This window comes from Streptomyces sp. NPDC087844 (assembly GCF_044742785.1).
GTDB lineage: Bacteria > Actinomycetota > Actinomycetes > Streptomycetales > Streptomycetaceae > Streptomyces.
The window spans coordinates 230,387-248,381 of record NZ_JBIUVD010000014.1 but is presented as its reverse complement, the minus strand read 5'-3'; the positions used below and the strand labels follow the sequence as shown (position 1 = coordinate 248,381).

Sequence of the window (17,995 nt, the reverse complement as noted above, 5' to 3'; positions counted from 1 at the left end):
ACCTCGGGGTGGATCCCGCTCGCCGCATCAGAAGGGCAGGCCCCGCAGGTCCGCACTCTTGGTGGGATGAGGATGGCCGGCCAGGTCGAAGACCATGGTGGTCAGTGACAAGGTCCTCGCGCCGGCGGGTTGTTCGACGGTGACGGGCACGGAGAGCCGGCTCCACCCCAGCTCCGTGCAGAACGGAACCAGGTCCGGGCGGCAGAGCAGGGTCACCGTCTCGGCGCCGGCCGCTCGTGCGTGTTCGACCGCCACACTGATGACCGTCCGGGCGATGCCCTTGCCTCGATGGGCGGGGTGCACCAGCACACCGCCCAGCCCGGCGGCGCGACGCGGCGATCCGTCGAAGACCATGTCCCGCAGCAGCCATCCCGCAGCAGCGACCGGCCGGCCGTCGGAGACGGCCGTGAGGGTGTGCTGCTTGTCGGCCCACACCAGGCCGTGCCCGTTCACCCCGAAGGGGTCGGGCAGGCCTTCGTGGAGTGCGGCTCTGTCATCCGGAGAACCGGGGCCCGGCGCGTGGATCAGCTGAAGGTCCGTACAACCGTCGTCCACGACGTGTCCCGCAGCGGCCGCGGTAGCCGTGGCGGTGGCGGGGTCGAACCGGTAGCGCAGGCACTGCAGGCCGCTGGACCGGACAGTGCCGTCCGGCTGGGCGCCCAGGCGGCGGAGTACGGCGGTCGAGGCCGTATTGCCGGGCAGGACGAACGCGAGAACGGCTGGGAGCGAGAGGCGGCGAAAAGCATGGTCCAGGCACGCCGCGCCGGCCTCGGCGGCGATCCCACGTCCTTGGGTCCGCGGGTGCACGGCGAAACCGATGTCGACTCCGTACCGGGCCCGATTGCGCAGTCCCACCCGGCCGAGAAACGCGCGCGTCGCGGCATCCCGCACCGCGAAGTCGCCGTAGCCGTGTCTGCTCCAGTGGGCGACATGGTCGTCGCACATGGCCCTGGCCGCGGACCTACTGTCCGCCCGGCCGGTCGCCAGCCATCGCATGACGCTGTCCTGGCTGACCACGGCCTCGAAGAGATCGTCGCTGTCTCCGCGGCGGATCGGTTCCAGCACGAGCCTCTGGGTGCGCAGAACGGGGCCACTCGACCGGGCCACTCAGCAACTCCTCTCGACCGAGGACTCAAGGACTCAAGGAGCGTACGGGAACGTAGTTCCGCTGCCGGCAAGACCTCGGCCAGAGCTGGTCGTGCATGCGGGCACGCGCCGCCCCACCGAGCGCTCGACGGCACGAGCCCGACAGGAGCTCGGTCCGCCACTTCACCCGGGTGCTGGAACCGGCCGCAGGGAGGCGGCGTCCGGCGCTGTTCTCCTCCCCTGGTGGGAAATCGGGTGTCGACCGTGGGCGGATGACTGGGAGATCACCACGTCGGAAGCTTCGGGTATGACTTCTTCACCAACTTTCGTCGGGGACCAGGCGGCCATCAGGGCCGTACGAACGCCCGGCCCGCCGTCGGCCGCGCCAGCCCGACGACCGCCTTGAGCGCGGTGGTCCGGGGACGCCGGTCTCTGAGATCAAGCCCGATGCCCGCCTGCTCGGCGTACACATCGAGCCGTGCGGAGCCCATCCCGGCCGAACCGGCCGGGCGCGTCTGCGGTCGCTGGCCGCGCCGGCCGGATCACCCCGCCTCCGGGTCGGTGCGGTCCTGGAACTCGTGGGCTGCCGGTACGGCTGGAACTCACCGGCGAGCAGGTCACGGTGACGCTCGACTACGGCCGGACGCGGCTGGACGTCACGGTCGAGGACGACGGCGGCAGCCGCGCCCCTGTCCCTTCGGCCGACGGACACGGCATCCCGTGCGCCGACGGGCACGGCATCCTGGGGATGCGGGAGCGTGCGGCGGTGGCAGGCGGCAGTCTGGACGCCCGCCGGACGACCGACGGATTCCTGGTGACCGCCCGGCTCCCCGTCGAGGACGCGGCATGACCATCCGCCTGCTGATCGTCGACGACCAGGAACTGCTCCGCAGACACCTCACGCGAGCGTCTGCTGGAGGCGATTCACGTCGTGCACGCCGGCGAGTCCCCGCTGTCTCCGTCGATCACCCGCAGGCTGATCGAGGACTACGCCACCCGCACCGGGCCGCTCAGGCCCCGGTCCGAACTACTGGCCGGTCTCACTCCCCGGTAACGGGAGATCCTCCCCCTGATGGCCAGGGGCCTGTCGAGCCCGGAGATCGCCGCGCGTAGTCGTGACCGAGGCGACGGTGAAAAGCCACATCGGCAGTATGTTCGCCAAGCACCATATGCGTGACCGCGCACAGGCCGTGGTGGTTGCCTACGAGAACGGCTTCGTGCTCCCAGGCGCCTCGGGCCGAGCCCGTAAGGGCCTCACCGTGCCGGCCCCACCATGCCGACCTCACTGTGCCGGCCCGGTCGCACGATATTCCGTCCCGCAGCCGCCTGCCCCGCCCCGCCCCCGCGCAGCTGGCCGCCTTCGAGGCCGCGATCGGCACCTTCTTCAGGGGCCTCCTGGCGGAGACCGCCGACGCGGGCCGACGGGGCTGCTCGACCCAGCAGTGGACCGTGGACCGACCGGGCAACGACACGGCTGTCGGGAACGCGGACAGGGGCGCTGCGCTGACGACACCATCGGCGCGGCGCGGCGCTCCGTACCGGCGAGTCGGGGCGCAGCACGGCATGTGCGGCGGCAAGGGCCATACTGGTAGGGCATTGATCTTCCACAGAACGGTTCCATGGCTAAGAACAGCAGCGCAACGACGACCGTCCCCGGCACCGTGTGGCTGGCCCGCGGGCGGCATCTCGGGGTCGATCCCGAGCAGGACGTCCGGCGCAATCTGATCGCCCTCAAGGCAGCCGGGGTCCTCGACGACTTCCTGGACCTCGATCCCGTGGAGGCGGCCCGCTCCACCGTCCTGCACCCGCGAGAGGCGTCCGCCGCGCCCGGCCCGTCCGCCCGTCGGCTCTTCGAAGCCCGCTGGCGCGTGGCGGACGGCGTCATGGTGCGTGCGCAGCTGACCACGTACGAGCATCGGGGCCGCCGCGCGGATGACGAGGCGGTCACCTGGATCCTGGCCGCCGAGGCGGAGCTGCCGTGGGACTTCGGGTGGCCCTCGCCCGCCACCATGTTCTGGCCCGACAGCGACCGAGTCGCCTGGGACCACGACTCGGTACCCGGGGTGCGTCTGCGGTCGGCGAACCGCCTGCCGGCGGACGACAGCGAGCTGCGCCGCCACCTGCGGGACTGCACCCGCAACACCTGGTACATCCATGTCGTGGTGCATGAGGCCATGACGCCCGACGCGAGCGGGCGGCGGCCGGTCTCCGCGTTCCTGCCGCCGAGCCTGCGTCACCGGGTCGTCGAGCACCGGGCCACGCCGGCGCAGGCGGAGACCGCCGACTTCGCGATCGAACGGGAACTGGGTGTACGGATGCCGCGCGGCGGCGCCGTCGTCCTGCCCACCCAGCCGCGGAGCCCGGACCACGACGCGGAGCACTTCAGCGTGCACAGCGTCTTCCTGGACGGCTCCGAGCCCACTGAACTCCTCGGTCTCATCGAGGAGTTCGCCAACCTGCCGCGCCCTCTGCCCGACGGCGCCGAGCAGGCCCTGACACAACTGCGCCAGGGCTGGCACCTGCTGACCCCCGACGAGGAACTGGCCCACGCCCAGAGCATGGCCGTCAAATACGCCGAAGCGCTCGACGCCATGACGAAGTCCTGTGACCTCTACCGGGAGGCGGCCGACGCCGCACAGGCCGCGCTGGCCGAGTTCACCAGCGGTGACGGTACGCCCCGGCCGCCCGCGCCGGAGGCGCCCAGGGCGATCAGCTCACCGCTCAACGCCATCAGGAAGGGCCTCGACCGCTTGCGAGACCCGAACAGGCAGGACCTGTGACGGCCATCGCGTGCGCCCACCTGATCACCGTGGGCCACAGCCCGTCTTCCGGTGATCACTGCGATGCCGCGTCCAGGCCACCACATCGCACACCCGCAGGGCACTGACGGACCGGGGGAGCCTGACAGCCTCCGCCATGCCGACCGGCCGGGATGCCCGGGGGCACACGGCGCGTGGCCTGCCCGAACGGCCCGCGGCCGACTCGTGAGCGGTAGCTGTAGTGGTAGCGGTAGCCGTGGCCGTAACTGTGGTCAGGGGATCTGTATGCCCGGGCCGTTGTCGCCGCTGAGGTTCTCGCCGTACTCGGCCTGTGCTGACGGCCCCCCGAAGTCCACGGGGTTGTGCGCCGACGCCTTCGACGCCGTCAGGCCGGCTGCCGTGCCGCGCAGCAGCCACACCGCGCCGCCGTTCCTGACCGTGCCGAGGTCCTCCCCCGGCGCGCCCGTCGTCAGGTCCGCCTTCCCGTCCCCCGTCACATCGAGCAGCCGTACCGAGCCGCCGAACACATCGTTCTTCTCCGCGACACCCGGCACGCTCGCGGTGTCCTGGTGGAACGCCTGCGCGCCCGTGCCGGTGAGGCCACCCCCGCCGCCCTTGAGGAGCACCACGGAACCGGCCCTGGCCACCGAACCGATCGCTTCACCGGGGACACCCACGGCCAGGTCGGGGTATCCGTCGCCGTTCACGTCGCCCGCGCTCAGGCGCGCGCCGAAATGGTCGTTCTTCTCACTCACGCCGGGCACGCCCGAGGTCTGCTGGGTGATGGTCCGCGTACGGGTCTGGCTGGGGCCCGCGGCCGAGCCGTAATAGATCTTGATGGTCCCCGGGTCGTCGACCATCTCCGTGTCGCCGCCCGGGAAGACGCGGGTGGCGAGGTCGGCGTAACCGTCCTTGTCGAAGTCGGCGACGGCGGTGGTGCTCGCGGAGGGCAGCCGCTGCGGGACGGTGGACAGGCCGTCCTTCGTTCCGAGCCACAGCTTGCCGCCCTCGGCGTGGTTCTCGTAGACGTAGAAGGTCGCGAGGTCCTCGATGCCGTCGCCGTTGAAGTCGCCGGCCGCGGTGGAGCAGATCGTGTTGTCGGTGCTGAACACCATCATCCGCTGCTCGCGGGCGGGGGCGCCGGTGCGGTCGAACGGGCCGTGGAGCACATCGCGGTAGTCGTACTCGTCGCCGTTGCCCATGAACAGGTCCGTGTGACCGTCCCCGTCGAAGTCGCCCGCGGTGATGTCGCCGCCGACGTCGGCGTTCGCCGGTGCGCCGGCGATGCGGACGGACTCCTGGCCGGAGACGCCCGTCCTGCGGCCCCACAGGACGATCACCGATCCGCTGATGTTGCCTTCCGGCTGGTACTCGCGGGTCGTCACGGCCAGGTCGGTCAGGCCGTCGCCGTCCAGGTCGCGGGGGACCATCGCGTAGCCGAAGACCCCGTTGTCGCCGGAGACGCCGGGTACTCCCGGGGTGTCCTGGGTGATGACGGTGGTGTGGGCCGTGTCGGGGCCGTTCGCCGAGCCGTAGGTGATCGTGAGGTAGCCGGCCCAGGCGTGACCACCCACCGTGGCGGCAGGAGCGGCAACGGCGACGTCCTGGTAGCCGTCGCCGTTGAAGTCCTCGCGCACGGTGGCGGCGCGGGCCGCGGCGGACGCGGTGCCGGCGACGATCTGCACGCTGAAGGTGCCGATCAGAGCGGCGACCACTGCGGTCGATACGGCCGGTCGACGGATGCCCACAAGTCCTCCTCACAGACCACGGCCTCCTGGGCCGCGCACGGGTGACATTCGCCTGTGAGACACACGGGAACGGTCGATGGTTGTGTGGCGAACACGACGTGAACGGATGACACGGGGCATGGCAGTGGTCCACCGTGGGCATGTCCCGGTGGCGTTCGCGCGACGTGTCTCAGGAACAGCCCGGCTGCTCGGCGGGATTCGCTTTCGCCGGTGCGTTCCGGCGCGAGTACGGTCTCTCGCCGGGGCGGTTCCGGTGCGCCGGGGCGCACCTCACCGGTCAGTGCCGGTCAATGCGAACGGGCAAGCCCGTGCTCAGCTTCGCGATTCTGTTCGCTCTTCCTCGTGCGATACGGCGTAGCCAGGCACAGAGGGCCACCGCACGGTCAGTACCACGGACTCGTCCTCCGCGACCCAGGAGTGGTCCACCCCCTGGCCCCACACGACATAGTCGCCCTGTTCTTCCAGCAGCACGCTACGACCGGGGAACTCCATACGGAAGCGGCCCGAGACGAGCACCAGGAGAGCTGTCCGCACCTCGCCCTTCACCCACTGCGCCCGCTCCTCGCCACGTGGGTGGACACCCCACTTGACCTCCAGGGCATCGCTGTGGCGAGGGTCGCCGTGCGCCTTGAAATGTCCGAGCAGCCAACCCCGGTCCAGGGCCGCGTCCTTGCCGGCGTTGCCCACGTACACGCTCTCTTCCATGCGCCCGAACGCTAGCAGCCGACATCTGCCCGGCACGTGTCGCGGCCTCGGCCGGATCGGCCTCGCTCACCCGAGGGCGTCGACGAGCAGGCTCGCGGCCACCGCCGCTCCGTCGGTGTGGATCCTGGTGCCCAGAGCCGCTGCCCGCGCCCGGGTCCCGGGTGCCAGGGCCGTCTTGAACGCGATGGTGAGTGAGTCGTCGGTGAGAGTCGGACCGTCGAGGGCCGCACCGATGTCCAGGGCTGCCACCCGGCTCGCCCAGTACGGGTTGTCCGCCAGTTGAAGCGGTACGACCACCTGCGGCACGCCCGCCCGGGCCGCCGTCAGCGTCGTACCGGCGCCACCGTGGTGCACCACCGCCGCCACCCGGGCGAACAGACGCTGGTGGCTGACCTCGCCGACGGTGAAGCAGTCGTCCCGGTCGTCGGCCAGGTCCAGGTCCGCCCAGCCGCGGGAGACGAGTACGCGCCGGCCTTGTGCATGGAGCTCCTCGACGGCCCTGCGGGCGATGTCCGGCGCCGGGCGCATGCTGCCGAAGCCCACGTAGACGGGCGGTGCGCCGGCGTCCAGGAACGCCGACAGTTCGGCGGGGAGCGGGCGTTCGTCGGGCAGGCCCCACGCGCCTGTCTGTATGACGTCGAGGCCAGGGGTCTGTGGCCACCGTCCCAGGACCGGGTCCGCCGCCAGCCACGGCTGGTCGGAGTGGACGTGGTCGCGGACGTTGTCCACGGGTGGCAGACCGAGCGTTGCCCGGTGGCCGTTGAGCGTCCCGGCGAACTGCGCGTTCACGTGGTGGGCGTCCAGCTCCCACCGGGTCCGGTTGTCGGCGGCCTCCGGCTCCGGCCAGCCCGGCCGGGGTGGCGGCGCATGGTGCGGCGAGGGCAGGTTGACCGCCGCGTAGCTCGCGTACACGTAGCGAATGCCCGCGGCCTCGGCCACGGACCGCGCGGCGATCTGCGCCAGGCCGGCCACCACCAGCGCGTCGCATCCGTCGACCGCCGCGGGAAGGATCTCGAACTGTGCGTCGACCAACTCGGTCCGGTATCGCGCCAGTTCCGCCGCCGAGGGCAGAGTCGTCCCGCGCATCATGGCCCGCACGGGCGGCCCGACCGGAACCAGTCGCACGCCGACGCCCGCCAGCCGCTGCGCGAACTCCTCGTCCGGCGGGGCACACATCCGTACCTCCACGCCGAGCGCCTGCAACCGCACCGCGAGGGCCACCAGCGGTTCGACATCGCCGCGCGTCCCGTATGTGGACAACAACACCCGCATCGTGCGCCCTCTTCCGTTCCGGCCTGCCCCGCGTTTCGGCCCATGCCTGCCCACGCGCGCTCGTGGCCACACGGGTTTCGAGCGGCACCGTTCGACGGTGGTGCCTCGGCCCGCGGCGGTGCGCGGCAGCCGTGTACGAACCGTGGTGACCGGCGCGGACGATCTCCTCCCGCCACGCCCTCTCGCGCGGGACCGGCCCGATGGCTACGGTGATCGCCGGCGTGCTTTTCCGGCCGACGGCGCGATGTCGGTCCCGGGCCGCCCGTACCCGCCGACGCGTGCAAGGTTCCCTGTCGTCAACACAACCTGAGAGCGGCTCAATGCAAAGACCGTCCGCGTCCGTCCCCGATGTCTCGATCATCTTGCCCTGCGCCGGATTCGGAACCCGCTTCAGAGCGCCCTACTCGAAGGAGCTGCACTGTCTGGCTCCCGGGGTCACCGTGCTGGACCGCAGTCTGGAGGCCGTTGTCGAACTGACCAAGAGCGGACTCAATGTGCGCCTGGTCGTCGTATTCGGGACGCACAAGCTGGACACGGTGAGCTACCTGACGCGCTACGCCGAGACCCTGCAACTCGTCTTCGTCCACCAGGACCAGTCGTTCGAACCGGATCTTGACGGCGCGATCCGGTCCGCCCTGCCCATGACGCGGGGGCCGGTGGCGCTTGTCCTCCCTGACATCGTTGTCTCCGGTCCGGGAAGCGCCGGCAGTCTTTTCGCGGCACTGCAGCAAGTCGAGGTGGCGGGTTGGAGCGTGGTGGCCGCCGAAGAGCACAATCCCGACACCCTGCGGCAGATGGGCGCGCTGGCCCTGGTCAAGGGTGACGGCGTCGTGACAGTCGGGGCGGCCACCGACAAACCGGCGGATCCCGCGGCCTTCAACGCGTTCTGGGGCATGGTGGCAGCCACCGAGGAAGAGGCCTACCGGTTGCCCGACGTGGTGAGGAAGGGGGCGGACAGCCCACTCGTCGGTGCGGTCGCGCTCCTGGTGGAGGGGATCGTCAACTACAACACCGCCGAGGGCTGATTCGCCGGGCTCCTACGAGCTCGTAGGAGGGGAGGTGGTGGGGGGCCGACGCGGGGCGACAATCCCACGCCGGTCACGCCGGTCACGCCGGTCACGCCGGTGCGGCGGTGCGGCGGGCAGGTGGGTGACGCCAGTGCCCGCCGCAGGCGTTCAGCTGGTTCAACTGGTTCAGCTGTAGGGGATGACCAGCACCGACTTGTCCGTACCCGTCTGCAGTTTCGACGGGCCGTTGCCGATGGCGTTCCACACTTCGAGGCGTACGGTGCCGCCGTCCAGGTCGCCCGCCGTGCCCGTGGACGCCTTGAGACCGCGTGCCTGCGTGTACTCCTCCCAGCCGGAGACCGGGTCGGTCGCGAAGTAGGTGTACGTCTCGGTGCGCTCGAAGTCTCCGTCGCCGGTGAAGTCATAGCTGATCCGGGCCTGTTGGCCGAGTCCGACGGCGCTGTCCGCGTCCACCTGGAGCCGGAACGCGCTCTGTGCGCCGGGGGTGAGTGTGCCGTCGACGCCACCGACCTCGTAGACGAGCGGCTGGTACGGGGTGCCGTCGTGGTTGGTGCCGCCGGCGGAGGCGAGGGTGTCGCTGCCCGCCGTGCCGCCGGTCGCCGTGGTCAGTGCGCCGCCGGTGCGCAGCTGGAAGGTGTTGCCGGTCGGCGGGTCCGGGTCGGGGTCGGGGTCCCCCGAACCGGTTCCGGTGCCGCTCGCGGTGGAACGGGCCGGTACCGCAAGGGTTTTGCCGTCGGAGAAGGTGACGGTACGGGCCGACGCTCCGTAGTTGTGGGCGGCGTACGTCCGGGTCGTGCCCTTGGTGAAGACGGCGGAGGTGGGGATGTCACCGGTCACGGTGGCGTCCGGGGCTCCGACGGTGTCGAGGGTGTTGATCCAGTGGTAGGTGTGCGCCTTCGACTCCCCCTGTTCCGGGGTGTAGTCGGCGTTGCCCGCGTCCCACTTCGCCTTGGCCGCGCCCGGGTCGGCGAGGGACTGGAACTCCCAGAGGATGTCCCGCCATTCGACGGCCGGGCCGCCGTTCTCCCGTTCCATCTCGGCGATGTTGCGCCGGATCGCGGCCTTCTCACCACCGAGGTGGAGCGAACCACCGGTCACGGGAAGGACGTTGATGCCGTGGATCTCCTCGGGGTTGGCGGTCCACCAGGTCGCGTAGGCGGCGCCGCTCCCCCAGACCATGCCGGCCGTGTCCTTGGTGAACGAGGACGGGAAGACCTGCTCGTCGGCGTCGAACCAGTACTGGGCGATCGACTCCGACTCGGTGGTCAGCAGGAAGGTGCCGAGGTCACGCAGCGAGGTGTCGCCGGTGGCGGAGCCCCACAGAACGAGGGCCGCGCTCAGGTTGGTGGACTCCGAGGACGACTCCTGGTTGTTGCCGGCGGCGAAACCCTGGTGTCCTGAGGCCCAGCTGTGGCCCGCGTAGACGTCGAAGCCGCGCAGGAAGGGGTAAGCGGTGTCGGTACGGCTGGGGTTGGCGGCGTCGCGTACGAGGGCCTTGACCATGCCGCCCCAGGCGGAGTCGGCGGCCCATCCCTGGTCGTACTGGGCGACGATCGCCGCCGCGTAGACGTAGTAGCTGTAGTGGAAGTGGTGGTCGTTCAGCTCGGTGTCGCTGCCGTAGGAGGCGGGGTAGCCGGTGAGCGTCTTCCAGTCCTTGTCGTAGCTGAACTCGTTCGCGCCGCCGGCCGTGAACCAGTCCTGGAGCTTGCCCTTCATCAGCCCGAGGAGCTTGTCGCGGGTACCGGTCTCGCCGATCTGGTCGGCCAGCGGGACGAGTTGGGCGAGGCGGCCGAGTGCCTTGCCGGTCCAGTACGTGTCGGAGGCACCGGAGAAGGGATCGGCGGCGTTCACGACCTCGTTCAGATAACCGCGCAGTCTGGCCGTGTCCACGCCGCTCGACCTGGGCAGTGCGGGCAGCACCGCCGACGCCTTCTGGCTCGTGGTGAAGGAGGCCGACTCACGGACCTTCATGGTCCCGCGCGGCGAGACATAGGTGTACGAGGTCAGGGCGTCCGTGGTGTTCAGCCACTGGTGGCGGTAGAGGGCCTGGAGCGTGCCGCGCTCGGTGCCCTCCTTCGCCTCGGTGGTGAGCGTGTAGGTGGCTTTGACGGTGCCACCGGTGTCACTCCAGGTCGCCTTGGAGTCGGTGACGAAGCTGAAGGCGTACTTCTTGAAGGTGGCCAGCGCGTCGGTGGACGGCAGCACGGCGACGGAGAAGTAGTCCTTGGAGCCGAGACCCGCGGTGACGGTGGAGCCGGCGACGTTCCAGTCGCTGCCCGTCGGTGCGAAGAGGGCGTAGTGGTGTCCGGCGACGGTGATGCCGAGGACGTTGCCCTGGTCGGCGAAGACGGTGGGCGTGCCGGCGGTACTGATCTGGGCGTTGCCACCCGTGCCCTTGGCGTATACGAACGGGGAGCCGTGCCCGATCGTGGTGCGCAGGGTGCGGGTGCCGTCGGACCACTGGGGGGTGACCGTCCAGTCGGACCAGTCGTCGGCCTTCGTGTCGGGCGAGTTGAGGCCGGTGAGCCCGATGGTGAGGTCGCGCTTGTGGGCGAACTCGTACTGGCGGCCGTCGCCGACGATCGCGGGGGTCGTCGGGTAGCCGACGTCGAGCCCGCCGGACGCGGCCTGGTAGGTGAGGGGGTGTCCGTACATGGGCGTCGAGTACGGGTTGTCGCCGTAACGCTGGAAGGCGAGGGAGGACCACCAGTCGTTGGTGGGGACGGGCCGGTCCTTGGCGGTGGCGGTCAGCTTGGGTGTGACCGGCGCTCCGGTGTTGGTGGTGGGGCCCGACGTACCGGCGGGCCGGGTGTCGGAGTAGCTGCCGGAGCCTACGGGCACGGTGGCGGCTGCCGCTGGTACGGCGGCCGGGCCCAGGCCCACGGCGACAAGGGCTGAGGCCAGGAACAACCCGGCTGCCGGCCTGATGTGGGGGGATGGCATGCGGCACCTCAAGTCTTATGCGACGGGTGTCTGAGAGCGCTCTCAGGTGAGCGCAACGTAAAGCCTTTGTAATGGACGTGTCAATGCATTGAACACAACGCGTGGTTCATGGCAGGAGCTCGCGTGTTATGCGTTCGCGTCTTGACGGGGTGCGCGGTGATCCGGAGACGACCGCCCGCTCCTCTGCCGGGTGCGACACCCGACGCGGGGCCTGGCGCGGCGCCGGGTGCGATGCCTGGCACGGTGTCGGGTGTGATGCCGGGTGCGGTGTCGGCGGGCAGCGGGTGGTGCTGGAGGAGTACGTCGTGTCGCGGCTCCCGTCACCGGTTCTTCCGCGCCGGACTCATGTCCAGGTCGCTGTACAGCATGTGGTGGTCCGAATACCGGGTCGGACGAACACGGTGCTTGAGCGGGCTGATTCCTCGCAGGAAGATGTAGTCGAACTTGCTCTGCCAGTCGGTGGTCGGCTTGCAGTTGCCGTAGGGCGAGGAAGGCCGGCACCGCGGGTCGACGTCCGTGGCCAGTTTCCATATCGCGGCGAGTTCGGGGGCGTCGGCCACGGCGTTGAAGTCACCGAGAACGATCGCGCGGTCGTAGCGTGTGATCTCCGCAGCCAGTACGCCGGTCTGATCTGCCCGGGCCGCCTCTTGACGTCGTTGCGCGAGGTGGGTGTTGAAGACGCGGACGGGCTGGCCTGCCACAGTCGTGGTGACCGCCATGTACCCACGGTCCTCGGATCCGCCGTCCGGGTACTCCCTGTGCACCAGGTCGGTCATGGGCGCCGCCGAGAGGACTGCCTGACCGTAGGCCCCCGGGTTCCACGGCAGGCCCCCGCAACGGCCCCATTTCCGCAGGACCGTCCCGTATTCGACGTGGTAGACCAGGCCGTAACGGCTCGCCAGATAGTCCTGGACCCGCTCGACGTCTCGCACGCACGCTTCCTGCATGCCGATGATCTGCGGGGCGTACGTGGCGATCTCCGCCGCCCGGTCGGCACTGTTCTCCCCGCAGGGGTTGCAGATGTTCCACGTCATGACGCGGTTCGGTACGACGTCCGCGGTGGCCTCGCCCCGCGGCGACCTGGCGAAAGGGCCGTCGATCGGTCCGCTGGGGCCGACGAGGACCAGGCAGGCCAGGACCAGGACGCCGGCGAGCAGACGCATGCGGTTCGTGAACACGATCGCCTCCTCAACGTGTACGCCCATGAACGTGTACGCCCATGACAGCCCACGAACGTGTACGCCCATGACAATTGACGTCCGCAAGGAAGAGGGTATGGGACGCGGTTGTCGGACCGGCGTGAGCCTCTGGAGCACCACAGCCGACGCGATCAGCATCGGAGTGGCGACCGCCCCCTTCCACAACCGATTTCACCCTGTCCGGCGCCTTCGTGACGCCCCGGCACCTCCTCACCGTGAAGCCGGGCAACAGAGTGCTGCAGGAGGTCTGGACAGGGTCCTGAGAGCGTGTTGTCATACCGCAGGCAGAGGGTTTCCAACGTTGGAAAGGCCGCTACCCGAACACCCGTAACCCTGCCCCGGCAGTCGGACGCGGTCGCGGCCTCAATGCGAGGAAAGGTTCGATGACACGACACGGCACCCGCCCCAGGACCAGGACCAGAGCCAGAGTCAGAGTGCTGGCGCTGTTCGCCATGGCGGCCCTCGTGCTGCCCCCGAGCGGAATGCTGCCCGCCGCGGCGGCTTCGGAGTCGACGAGCGCAGTCGCGTCGGCACCCACCGCCGACCAGGCCGCCGTGGTGACGCACGGCCTCAAGGGCGAGTACTTCAGCATGTCGGCGCCCGGCGCCCGGGACTTCGCCGAACTCGGAGGTACGACGCTCGACCCGCAGATCAACTTCTCCGGTCTGACCGACACCTTCAAGGAGTTGACCGGCAGGACGGAGCACACCACGGCCCGTTGGACGGGCCAGATCGAGGCGCCGGCCACGGGTGACTACACCTTCTACGCCACCGGCGACAACGGCTTCCGCCTCTACATCGACGACGAGCCCGTCATCGACCACTGGGTGGGCGACTGGGACCGCGAACAGACCAGCCAGGCCGTCAAGTTGACCGCGGGCGAGAAGCACTCGTTCCGGCTGGAACTGTTCCAGGACACCGGCGGCGCGAACATGTATCTGCGCTGGTCGACGCCGACGCTGGCCAAGCAGGTCGTGCCGATGTCGGCGTTCACCCCGCCGGCCGACTTCGAGGTCTTCCCGGTGGAGTACACCGTCACCGAGAACGGGACGCGGCTGCGCGCCCGGTTCGACGGCAAGGTGGGCGGCCTCCAGGCGGTCAAGGACCATCTGAAGGTCGAGGCCGACACGACCGCCATGCCGATCAAGTCGGTCACGTCCGTCCCCGGGGACTCCTCCTCCCTGTACGTCAATCTGTCGGAGCCGATCCAGAAGGCCCAGCTGGTCCGGGTCTCCTACGACGGTGCGGGCGGTCTGACGGTCGGCGACAAGGCCGTACCGAAGGTCATCCGGTACGCGGAGAACGCCTCCACCCACCGTCTCACCACCAAGTGGGGCGACAAGGTCGACAAGAAGCACCCACTGCCCGAGTACCCGCGTCCGCAGCAGAAGCGGTCCAAGTGGGAGAACCTGAACGGGCCTTGGCAGTTCAGTGCCGCCAAGGCGGGTGAGCAGCCGGTCTTCGGCAAGAACCTCGGTGAGAAGATCACCGTGCCGTTCCCGGTCGAGTCGCAGCTGTCCGGGCTCGAACGGCACGAGGACCACATGTTCTACCGGCGGCTCATCGATGTGCCCCGGAACTGGCAGGTCGGCAAGGACAACCGCTCGAACCGGCTCAAGCTCAACTTCGGCGCCGTCGACTACCAGTCCCGTATTTACGTCAACGGTACGAAGGTCGCCGAACACACCGGCGGTTACAACGCTTTCAGCGTCGACATCACCGACGCGCTGAAGGGCACGGGCAAGCAGGAGATCGTGGTCGCCGTCACCGACACCGGTGGCGCGGACCAGCCCATGGGCAAGCAGTCCACGAACCCGGGCGGCATCTTCTACACGCAGACCTCCGGTATCTGGCAGACCGTGTGGATGGAGCCCGTGGCTCCCGCCGCGATCGAGAACGTCGTCACCACGCCCGACATCGACACCGGCACGCTCGCGGTGACGGTCGACTCCGAAGGCGCCTCCTCCGCCGCCCGCGTCGAGGCCGTCGCCCGTGACGTCCACGGCAAGGTCGTCGGCAGGGTCAGTGGCGCGGCCGACAAGAAGCTCACCCTTCCGGTGGCGAAGCAGCACCTGTGGAGCCCCGACGACCCGTACCTCTACGACCTCGACGTGACGTTGACCGACGGCAGGTCGAGCGACAAGGTCCGCAGCTACTTCGGCATGCGGAAGATCGCCGTCGAGAAGGTGGGCGGCTTCAACAAGCTGGTCCTCAACGGCAAGCCGGTCTTCTCCCTCGCCACCCTCGACCAGGGCTTCTGGCCCGACGGTCTCTACACCGCGCCCAGTGACGACGCCCTCGCCTTCGACCTCGAAGCGCACAAGAAGCTCGGCTTCAACGCGGTGCGCAAGCACATCAAGGTGGAGCCGGCGCGGTGGTTCTACCACGCCGACAAGCTCGGCCTGCTCGTCTGGCAGGACTTCGTCTCCGGGAACATCACCAACGAGACGGGGCAGAAGGCGTTCGTCGACCAGGGCCGGGAGATGATGCGCCAGCACCACAACTCCCCCGCCGTGATCGGCTGGATCGTCTTCAACGAGGGCTGGGGCGAGTGGAACCGCGAGGAGACGGGCCGTCTCACCGAGTCCGTCGAGGCCGCCGACCCGTCCCGTGTCGTCAACGCCCACAGCGGTGTCAACTGCTGCAACTCCAAGGGAGATTCGGGCAAGGGCGACATCATCGACCACCACGACTACAACAACGACGACCCACCCTTCCCCGACGACGAACGAGCCGCCATGGACGGCGAGCACGGCGGCTTCACCCTGCGCTCCCCCGGCCACATGTGGCCGGGCGCCCCGACCGTGATCTACAGCGGCGTCACCACCAAGGCGGAGCTGACCCGCAAGTACGTCGAGAACACCGAGAAGTTCTACGTCGAGCAGGCCGGCGCCGAACTGTCCGGCTCGGTCTACACACAGATCACCGACCTGGAGAACGAGCTCAACGGCCTCTACACGTACGACCGGCGCGACATCAAGATGGATGCCGCCGAGGTACGGAAGGTCAATCTCAAGGTCATCGCGGCCGGTGCCGCGGCCGGCACGAAGCAGAAGCTGACGGGCGGGCACTGGACCCTCGACGAGGGCACCGGCACCACGGCCGAGGACACCGGGCCGGGCAAGAATGCCCTCAGCCTGCGCGAGGGTGCTTCCTGGACCGACGGAGTCAACGGCAGCGCCCTGAAGTTCGACGGCCAGAAGCAGTACGCGGAGACCTCGGGGCCGGTGCTCGACACCAGTGGCAGCTACTCCGTGTCCGCCTGGGTCCGGCTCGACGGGATCCCCGGCAACTACGGCACGGCCGTCAGCCAGGACACGCGTGCCACGGCCAACTCGTTCTATCTGCAGTACGGGCACGGCAACTTCGCGTTCAGCACCCCCGGTGAACGCCGTGCCCAGGTGGCCGTCGCCGCGGAGACGGGGCGCTGGTACCACCTCGTGGGTGTCCGGGACGCGGCCGGCAACGAGATCCGGCTGTACCTGGACGGGAAGCTCGCGGCGACGACCACCGGCGGCGCCGCCCTCGGGAGCACCGGCCCGCTCACTGTCGGCCGGGCCCACTGGGACGGCTCGAACGTCGACTTCTGGAACGGCGCGGTCGACGAGGTCCACGCCGTCGACCGGGCGCTCACCGCCGAGGAGGTGAGCGCCATCCACGGCGACGAGAAGCCGTAGCCGACAGCGCGTACGCGAGTGGGATGGGACCGGTAATGGTGCCGGTGGTGGTGCCGGTGGTGGTGCCGGTGGTGGTGCCGGTGGTGGTCCCGGTGGTGGGAGGCTTCCTCCTGTCTCCGGGACCACTGCTGTGCGCGGCCGTACCAGGGGTACGGAGGCGAGGTCGTACCTCACGGCGTCACGGCGTCACGGCGTCCCCGGCGTAGAGGTAGCCGCCCGGTCGGGCGGGGTCGGCGATCAGCAGCACCTGGTCGCCGGTGCGCGGTATACGCAGTTTGGAGGCGATGGTCCGGAGCGGGACCGGGTCGGTGGCCGCGCCGGACGGCTGGACGACCAGGTCCACGACCGGGTCGAGATTGACCAGCTTGCCGGTGTCACCGATCGACACCACGACCGCGGGGATCGTCGGCACTCCCATGGCCGGCAACTGCTGCACGTTCACACCGGAGTTGTACGCACCGATCGACTGCTGCACCGTGCTGAAGTCCTCGCTGCCGAGGAACGCCCGCGTGGCACGCCCGTAGAAATTCTTGCCCTCGGCCACCTGCCCCACGATCTCGGCGGCCCGCTCCTCGCGGCTCCTACGGCGCTTCCCGAAGATCCCCATGCTGTGCCTTCCCTTCTCGTCCTGGCCCTGACCTGGACAGTAGGGACGGGGGATCTCCTACCGATCCCAGGTTCGACCGCTTGTTCCACCACCACGTAATCCCGGGCCATGCCGTCCCCGAGCCAGTCGCCGCCGACCGACGAGCGCCGTCCGCGTGCCATGGTCATCGACAGTGCGTGGCGCGATCTCGGCGCGCGGCCCGGGCTGGAATCGCTGAGCGGCCCCGGCGGCGCGCCGTTGACCCGGACCGTTGTCGAAGACATCGCGGACGCGGGCGGCGGGCGCACGGTGGAGGCGTTGAAGGAGTGCCTGGACGACGTCGCCCGGCGTACTCGTCTCGACGCGGAGCTCCGCAGCGCGTGGGACGCCCGAAGGCGCGCCCGACCACCGACGCGGCCGCCACCCCGTGGGACACGGTCGTCAAGGCCGTGCCCCGCCTTCTCGGTGTGCTGGAGACCATCGAGGACCGCTCACCTCTCGGTGCGTGGGCGCTGGACCGCCTCGGCCACCTCACCACGGTCCTCGAACTCTCCTCCCTCACCCGCGGACGCGTCATGCACTACCCCCATCCCCGAACAGCTGAAAAGGAACTATGGCGTCTCCGACACGGTGCGTCGCGCCCAGCGGTGGACTCCGCCCGCCGCCACAGTGCCTCACTGACGCTCAGCGCAGGTACGCCCCGAAGTGGGCCGCCACGACCAGGTCGGCGTAGCCGTCGCCGTTGAAGCCGTCCTGCGCGTCCGCGGACCCGGTGGCCGCCCGGGCGGAAGCCCCGGTGAGGGCCGTCGCGCCTGATCCTCCGGCCAGCAGCACCGCTGCTGCCAGGGGCGCGCCGAGCGCGGTACGAGTACGGCGGTGTGCTCGGGACATACGTGAGCCTTTCGAGTCGGTCGTCTCTCATCGGTCGCCGGAGGGGGCACGTGTGCCTCGGTGTTCCGGCCGACCCGCTCCATGTCCTGCGTGTCCTGCGT

General features: G+C 69.8%; 13 protein-coding genes and 1 pseudogene. 5 read left to right on the top strand and 9 right to left on the bottom strand.

What is annotated here, in order from left to right; translation table 11 throughout:
- Positions 1–27 precede the first annotated feature (27 nt).
- Together ACIOKD_RS26350 and ACIOKD_RS26345 are read right to left on the bottom strand one after the other, a co-directional pair.
- Positions 28–1,107 (bottom strand): GNAT family N-acetyltransferase, encoded by a 1,080-nt coding sequence (locus tag ACIOKD_RS26350; protein WP_402088700.1) that lies wholly within the window; start codon positions 1,105–1,107, stop codon positions 28–30.
- Between the two features lie 326 nt (positions 1,108–1,433).
- On the bottom strand, positions 1,434–1,577 hold the full coding sequence (locus tag ACIOKD_RS26345; RefSeq protein WP_402088695.1) for a hypothetical protein: 144 nt from the start codon (positions 1,575–1,577) through the stop codon (positions 1,434–1,436).
- 131 nt (positions 1,578–1,708) lie between these two features.
- Between ACIOKD_RS26345 and ACIOKD_RS26340 the strand changes: the two genes are divergently transcribed.
- Positions 1,709–1,936: a hypothetical protein gene (locus ACIOKD_RS26340; protein ID WP_402088692.1), complete on the top strand. Its 228-nt coding sequence runs from the start codon at positions 1,709–1,711 to the stop codon at positions 1,934–1,936.
- Between the two features lie 769 nt (positions 1,937–2,705).
- The gene (locus ACIOKD_RS26335; protein WP_402088689.1) at positions 2,706–3,866 is read left to right on the top strand and encodes a hypothetical protein; all 1,161 of its coding nucleotides are present in this window, start codon (positions 2,706–2,708) and stop codon (positions 3,864–3,866) included.
- Between the two features lie 251 nt (positions 3,867–4,117).
- On the opposite strand, the gene ACIOKD_RS26330 is transcribed toward ACIOKD_RS26335, so the two are convergent.
- The 3 genes from ACIOKD_RS26330 to ACIOKD_RS26320 all read right to left on the bottom strand — a co-directional run bounded on the left by ACIOKD_RS26330 (position 4,118) and on the right by ACIOKD_RS26320 (position 7,570).
- A complete protein-coding gene (locus ACIOKD_RS26330; RefSeq protein WP_402088687.1) occupies positions 4,118–5,593 on the bottom strand; it encodes an FG-GAP and VCBS repeat-containing protein in 1,476 nt (491 codons plus the stop codon).
- Positions 5,594–5,905: 312 nt separating this feature from the next.
- Positions 5,906–6,298, bottom strand: a complete 393-nt coding sequence (locus tag ACIOKD_RS26325) for a signal peptidase I (RefSeq protein ID WP_402088684.1) — start codon at positions 6,296–6,298, stop codon at positions 5,906–5,908.
- A 66-nt stretch (positions 6,299–6,364) separates the two neighbouring features.
- Entirely contained in the window at positions 6,365–7,570 is a 1,206-nt protein-coding gene (locus tag ACIOKD_RS26320) for a glycosyltransferase (RefSeq protein ID WP_402088682.1), read from the bottom strand.
- Positions 7,571–7,890: 320 nt separating this feature from the next.
- Here ACIOKD_RS26320 and ACIOKD_RS26315 point away from each other — a divergent pair, with 320 nt between their 5' ends.
- The gene (locus ACIOKD_RS26315) at positions 7,891–8,595 is read left to right on the top strand and encodes a hypothetical protein (RefSeq protein WP_402088679.1); all 705 of its coding nucleotides are present in this window, start codon (positions 7,891–7,893) and stop codon (positions 8,593–8,595) included.
- A gap of 168 nt (positions 8,596–8,763) precedes the next feature.
- On the opposite strand, the gene ACIOKD_RS26310 is transcribed toward ACIOKD_RS26315, so the two are convergent.
- Together ACIOKD_RS26310 and ACIOKD_RS26305 are read right to left on the bottom strand one after the other, a co-directional pair.
- Positions 8,764–11,541: a glycosyl hydrolase gene (locus ACIOKD_RS26310; RefSeq protein WP_402088676.1), complete on the bottom strand. Its 2,778-nt coding sequence runs from the start codon at positions 11,539–11,541 to the stop codon at positions 8,764–8,766.
- Between the two features lie 320 nt (positions 11,542–11,861).
- Positions 11,862–12,746: an endonuclease/exonuclease/phosphatase family protein gene (locus ACIOKD_RS26305; protein WP_402088673.1), complete on the bottom strand. Its 885-nt coding sequence runs from the start codon at positions 12,744–12,746 to the stop codon at positions 11,862–11,864.
- A 377-nt stretch (positions 12,747–13,123) separates the two neighbouring features.
- Between ACIOKD_RS26305 and ACIOKD_RS26300 the strand changes: the two genes are divergently transcribed.
- On the top strand, positions 13,124–16,417 hold the full coding sequence (locus ACIOKD_RS26300) for a LamG-like jellyroll fold domain-containing protein (protein ID WP_402088671.1): 3,294 nt from the start codon (positions 13,124–13,126) through the stop codon (positions 16,415–16,417).
- A 178-nt stretch (positions 16,418–16,595) separates the two neighbouring features.
- On the opposite strand, the gene ACIOKD_RS26295 is transcribed toward ACIOKD_RS26300, so the two are convergent.
- On the bottom strand, positions 16,596–17,024 hold the full coding sequence (locus tag ACIOKD_RS26295; protein ID WP_402088669.1) for a hypothetical protein: 429 nt from the start codon (positions 17,022–17,024) through the stop codon (positions 16,596–16,598).
- Positions 17,025–17,425: 401 nt separating this feature from the next.
- Between ACIOKD_RS26295 and ACIOKD_RS26290 the strand changes: the two are divergent.
- A pseudogene (locus tag ACIOKD_RS26290) lies at positions 17,426–17,684 on the top strand (DUF2236 domain-containing protein); the annotation flags it as partial.
- Positions 17,685–17,687: 3 nt separating this feature from the next.
- Here the strand turns inward: ACIOKD_RS26290 and ACIOKD_RS26285 are convergent.
- On the bottom strand, positions 17,688–17,894 hold the full coding sequence (locus ACIOKD_RS26285; protein WP_402088667.1) for a hypothetical protein: 207 nt from the start codon (positions 17,892–17,894) through the stop codon (positions 17,688–17,690).
- Between the last annotated feature and the right edge of the window lie 101 nt (positions 17,895–17,995).

What these genes read in the sequence shown, in the direction of transcription:
- ACIOKD_RS26295 (WP_402088669.1), bottom strand. Translation starts at nt 17,024, where the DNA reads ATGGGGATCTTCGGGAAGCGCCGTAGGAGCCGCGAGGAGCGGGCCGCC.
- ACIOKD_RS26300 (WP_402088671.1), top strand. Translation starts at nt 13,124, where the DNA reads ATGACACGACACGGCACCCGCCCCAGGACCAGGACCAGAGCCAGAGTC.
- ACIOKD_RS26335 (WP_402088689.1), top strand. Translation starts at nt 2,706, where the DNA reads ATGGCTAAGAACAGCAGCGCAACGACGACCGTCCCCGGCACCGTGTGG.
- ACIOKD_RS26310 (WP_402088676.1), bottom strand. Translation starts at nt 11,541, where the DNA reads ATGCCATCCCCCCACATCAGGCCGGCAGCCGGGTTGTTCCTGGCCTCA.
- ACIOKD_RS26285 (WP_402088667.1), bottom strand. Translation starts at nt 17,894, where the DNA reads ATGTCCCGAGCACACCGCCGTACTCGTACCGCGCTCGGCGCGCCCCTG.
- ACIOKD_RS26305 (WP_402088673.1), bottom strand. Translation starts at nt 12,746, where the DNA reads ATGGGCGTACACGTTGAGGAGGCGATCGTGTTCACGAACCGCATGCGT.
- ACIOKD_RS26345 (WP_402088695.1), bottom strand. Translation starts at nt 1,577, where the DNA reads ATGGGCTCCGCACGGCTCGATGTGTACGCCGAGCAGGCGGGCATCGGG.
- ACIOKD_RS26320 (WP_402088682.1), bottom strand. Translation starts at nt 7,570, where the DNA reads ATGCGGGTGTTGTTGTCCACATACGGGACGCGCGGCGATGTCGAACCG.
- ACIOKD_RS26325 (WP_402088684.1), bottom strand. Translation starts at nt 6,298, where the DNA reads ATGGAAGAGAGCGTGTACGTGGGCAACGCCGGCAAGGACGCGGCCCTG.
- ACIOKD_RS26315 (WP_402088679.1), top strand. Translation starts at nt 7,891, where the DNA reads ATGCAAAGACCGTCCGCGTCCGTCCCCGATGTCTCGATCATCTTGCCC.